The sequence below is a fragment of the Burkholderia sp. HAN2018 genome (genome assembly GCF_024704855.1).
In the GTDB taxonomy this organism is placed as follows: Bacteria; Pseudomonadota; Gammaproteobacteria; order Burkholderiales; family Burkholderiaceae; genus Burkholderia; species Burkholderia cepacia.
The window spans coordinates 1-3,975 of sequence record NZ_QOBB01000384.1 but is presented as its reverse complement, the minus strand read 5'-3'; the positions used below and the strand labels follow the sequence as shown (position 1 = coordinate 3,975).

Here is a 3,975-nt window from a genome sequence, read left to right as displayed (position 1 = left end):
CCCGCCGCGCGGGCCGTGCCGCGCCGCATGCGCATGCGAGCGCAACGGCCGCGAGCCCGCATCCGGCCCGCGGGCGTGACGAGCAATGCGTCGCGTTCGACGCGCACGTGAAGGAACCGGGGAAGTCGCGGCAGGCTTGACGGCGGCTGCCGTCGTCAGCGGGCAGGGCGGGCCAGCAGCGGCGGGATGTCCTGCTTCAGCAGGTCGACGACGGCCCGCACGCGCGGCGGCAGCGGCCGCTGCGCGTGGACGAGCACGTTGAGCGCGAAGTCGGGAATCGCGTAGCGCGGCAGGAGCTCGACGAGCGTGCCGGCCGCGAGCGCGTCGGCGCAGGCCGGGTGCTGGACCACGCCGATGCCGCCGCCCGCCGCGATCGTGTCGAACATCGGCCGCCAGTGGCTCGTCGTCATGATCGTGCGGATGCGCGCGTATTCGAGCGGGCCGCCGTCGTGCTGCACGGGCAGCCGTTCGCTCGCGAAGACGCCTTTCACGCGGATGAACGGATGGTTGGCCAGATCGGCCGCCGTGTCGATCGGGCCACACCGGTCGAGATACGACGGCGCGGCGACGAGCCGGCGGCCCACCGCGCCGACCGGGTGCGCGACGAATCCGCCGTCGCCGAGCTGTCCGACGCGGATCGAGATGTCGACGCCTTCCGTGACCGGATCGACGATGTCGTCGTTCAGGACCAGATCGATGTGCAGGCGCGGATACGCGGTGCGGACATGCATCAGCACGCCCGGCAGCACGACCTCGCCGAAGCATTGCGGCGCCGCGAGCCGGATCGTGCCGTCGAGCGCGGTTTCCGTCTTCGAGACCGATGCGACCGCATCGTCGGCCGCTTCGAGCAGCGCCTTGCTGCGGTCGTAGAAGATCCGGCCTTCTTCCGTGCACACGAGGGTGCGCGCACTGCGCATCAGGAGCCGTGTGCCGAGATGCTTCTCGAGCCGTTCGATGCGCTCGCTGACGGCCGGCTGGCCCATGTCGAGATCGCGCGCCGCGCCGGACATCGTGCCGCGCTCGACGACCCTGACGTAGATGCGCATCGTCGCCAGCAAATCCATGAAGTTGCGCCCCTTGTCCGGTTCCGGTTGATGCCGATCGACGGATGGTACCAAAGCACGGCTGACTGAAGGTGTGGAGCGCCCCGATACTGACCATCGGTTGCGTAAGCCGCGTGTGTTCGCCGGGGCGATGGGCGACAATCGGCTTCCGTGCGATCGACTGGAGACGATGACATGACGCGACAGGATGAAGCGGTGCGCACGCGCTGCGTCGCATGGCAGATCGTGCAGACCTGGCAGGCGGCCGAATGGTGCAGGCTCGTCGAGTCGCGAACGGGTATCGGCTTGTCGGGGTCGGTGTCGGGCGCGATCGACGGCGCGCCGTTTCGTGTCGATTACGCGGTCTCGTGCGGCGCCGACTGGCTCACGCGCGCGGCACGCATCACGCAGTGGGGCGGCACGCAGCCGCCGCGGCAGCGGGATATCGCGTGCGACGCAGGGCGCTGGACGATCGACGGCGTCGACGTACCGGCGCTCGCGGGCGCGACCGATATCGATCTCGGTTTCAGCCCGTCGACGAACACGTTGCCGATCCGGCGGCTCGGGCTGGCCGTCGGCGAGGCGGCCGTGATCCATACCGCGTGGCTGCGCTTCCCCGATTTCGAGTTCGTGCGCGGCGAGCAGCGTTATACCCGCACGGCGGAGCACGTGTACCGCTATGAAAGCGGCACGTATGCGGCCGATATCGCGGTCGACGAAGCGGGCCTCGTCACCGACTACGACGAATGGCGGCGCATCGGCGCGGCCCCCGCGCGCTGACGCACGTGTGCCGCGCCGTGCGTCGGCGGCAGTGCATCAGCGTGCGCTGGCCACCGACAGCTTGCCGGGAATCAGCTTCAGCGCGCTGAACGCGTCGGCGATGTTCTGCTGATACGCGAGCGTCGCGTCGCTGATCGGCTGCACGCCATAACCGGCGCGCTTGAGCGCGACTTCGAGCGTCGGCGCGTCGAGGCCGACGAGCGGCGACAGTTGTGCGGCGACTTCCGCCACATGGTCGCGTGCCCAGCGGTCGACCGCGTCGACTTCGTCGAGCAGCGCGCGCAGCACCTGCGGATGAGCGGCCGCGTATTTTCGTGCGGCGAGGTAGTACTGCGTATTGCGCACGAGCCCTTCGCCGTTCGCGATCACGCGCGCGCCGATCTGCCGCTCTGCGGCGGCCAGGTACGGATCCCAGATCACCCACGCATCGACGTTGCGTTGCACGAACGCGGCGCGCGCGTCGGCGGGCGTCAGGTAGATCGGCTGGATGTCGGCATACGTCAGGCCCGCGTGTTCGAGCGCCTTCACGAGCAGGTAGTGGACGTTCGAACCTTTGTTGAACGCCACCTTCTTGCCGCGCAGCTGCGCGACGTTGCGGATCGGCGAATCGGGCAGCACGACGATTGCCTCGCCCTGCGGCGCGGGCGGCTCGTTGCCGATGTAGACGAAATCGACGCCGCCCGCCTGCGCGAAGATCGGTGGCGTCTCGCCGACCGTGCCGACGTCGATCGCGCCGGCGTTCAGGCCCTCGAGCAATTGCGGGCCGGCCGGAAATTCGAGCCATTGCACCGTGACGCCCTGGCTCGCGAGCCGCTTTTCCAGCGTGCCGCGTGCCTTGAGCACGACGAAGTTGCCGTATTTCTGGAAGCCGACGCGCAGCCGCGTGCCGCTGTCTTGGGCGTGCGCGGGCAGGCCGGCGAGCGGGCCGAGCGCGAGCCCGGCCAGCCCGGCGGCCGCGCCTTGCAGCCACTGGCGGCGCTGCGGGTTCGCCGGTGTCGGTTCAACGTCTGCGTGCGGTGTGTCGTTCATCGAAGCGTCCTGCGGGCGAAGGAGCGGGCCGCGCGCGAAAGGCGACGCGGTCGGCGCAGGGCGGGGCCGGGTGCGGGCGCTGCACGCCACGGGCCGGCCCGCGCCGGACTCGTGACGATACGTCCGCCTGCGTTGGCGGCCAACCAACGAATGCGCATATGCAAATCAGCGGTGGACGCGTTGCGGGCGTTCGATCCGGCGATCGGTGCAGAAACCCGCAGCGACGAGCCAAATCGCGGCCGGAACGGGGCGGCATGGCAGGCCGCCCCGGAAAAATCGCCGCCTCGCACGCGTGGCCGCCCGGCGCGCGACGAGCCGCTGCCTGAACCGCTGCCGCGACGCTCAATCGGAGCCGGTCGGGCTTTCCTCGATCGAATCGACGCGATCCGGATAGAACGCGAGGTGCCCGCGGATCGCGTCGACGGCCGGATAGGGCGCCTCGTAGGTCCAGACGGCATTGACCGAGCGTTCGCCGCCGACCGGGATCGAGTAGTACGCGCAGTCGCCCTTATACGGGCAGTAGGTCGCGTGATCGGTGCGCAGCAGCAGCGTCAGGTCGGCGTCCTCGCGCGGGATGTACAGCACGGCCGGATAGGCGGCTTCGCGCAGCGCCAGCGCGCGGCGCGTGTCCGCGACGATCCGGCCGGCCGCCTTGACCACGACCCGCCGCGGATGCGATTCGATCGTGATCGGGTGATCGGGGCCCGGCGTCTTCACCGGGCGAGCAGGCGTATCGGGGCTGACAGGCATGGTGTGTCCTCCTGGAATCGGCGGCGCGACGGGATGCGCGCCGGCGTTGGCCAGCCGATACGATGCGCCCATTTCGGCGAACCTGCACGGGGCCGGAAGAGACCACGCGGGCCACGTGCCCGACGCTCGCACGGACATCCCCGTGCCGCGGCGGCGGGATGCCGATCCAGCGATAAGCAACGCGCAATTAATTGGTAAGCGATCGGCGGGCGACGCGCGAAGATCGGCCGTCGTCATTTGCATGACAGCCACCGATTCCGCCACCATGAAGACCTCTTTCGTTTCGCCCGCCGCGCCCCGCGTGCGGAAACCGCCGCGCGCCGCGACGGCCCTGCGCTGCATCGCGGCGTCGCTGCTGCTCGCCGGCGCGGCC

Annotated in this window: 4 protein-coding genes; 1 reads left to right on the top strand and 3 read right to left on the bottom strand. The window is 70.1% G+C overall.

All coding sequences use genetic code 11. The features are described from left to right. Positions 1-155: 155 nt before the first annotated feature. A complete protein-coding gene (locus tag DPV74_RS39770; protein ID WP_119339178.1) occupies positions 156-1,064 on the bottom strand; it encodes a LysR family transcriptional regulator in 909 nt (302 codons plus the stop codon). 174 nt (positions 1,065-1,238) lie between these two features. On the opposite strand from DPV74_RS39770, the gene DPV74_RS39765 reads away from it, so the two are divergent. Further along, entirely contained in the window at positions 1,239-1,823 is a 585-nt protein-coding gene (locus tag DPV74_RS39765) for a putative glycolipid-binding domain-containing protein (protein WP_119339177.1), read from the top strand. Between the two features lie 36 nt (positions 1,824-1,859). Here the strand turns inward: DPV74_RS39765 and DPV74_RS39760 are convergent, their stop codons facing one another. Both DPV74_RS39760 and DPV74_RS39755 read right to left on the bottom strand, forming a co-directional pair. Then, positions 1,860-2,852 (bottom strand): sulfonate ABC transporter substrate-binding protein, encoded by a 993-nt coding sequence (locus DPV74_RS39760; RefSeq protein WP_027791197.1) that lies wholly within the window; start codon positions 2,850-2,852, stop codon positions 1,860-1,862. Between the two features lie 342 nt (positions 2,853-3,194). Next, positions 3,195-3,602, bottom strand: a complete 408-nt coding sequence (locus tag DPV74_RS39755) for a DUF427 domain-containing protein (RefSeq protein ID WP_027791198.1) — start codon at positions 3,600-3,602, stop codon at positions 3,195-3,197. Between the last annotated feature and the right edge of the window lie 373 nt (positions 3,603-3,975).

Excerpts from the sequence above, each read along its gene's own strand:
- DPV74_RS39765 (WP_119339177.1), top strand. The coding sequence starts at position 1,239 with ATGACGCGACAGGATGAAGCGGTGCGCACGCGCTGCGTCGCATGGCAG.
- DPV74_RS39755 (WP_027791198.1), bottom strand. The coding sequence starts at position 3,602 with ATGCCTGTCAGCCCCGATACGCCTGCTCGCCCGGTGAAGACGCCGGGC.
- DPV74_RS39760 (WP_027791197.1), bottom strand. The coding sequence starts at position 2,852 with ATGAACGACACACCGCACGCAGACGTTGAACCGACACCGGCGAACCCG.
- DPV74_RS39770 (WP_119339178.1), bottom strand. The coding sequence starts at position 1,064 with ATGGATTTGCTGGCGACGATGCGCATCTACGTCAGGGTCGTCGAGCGC.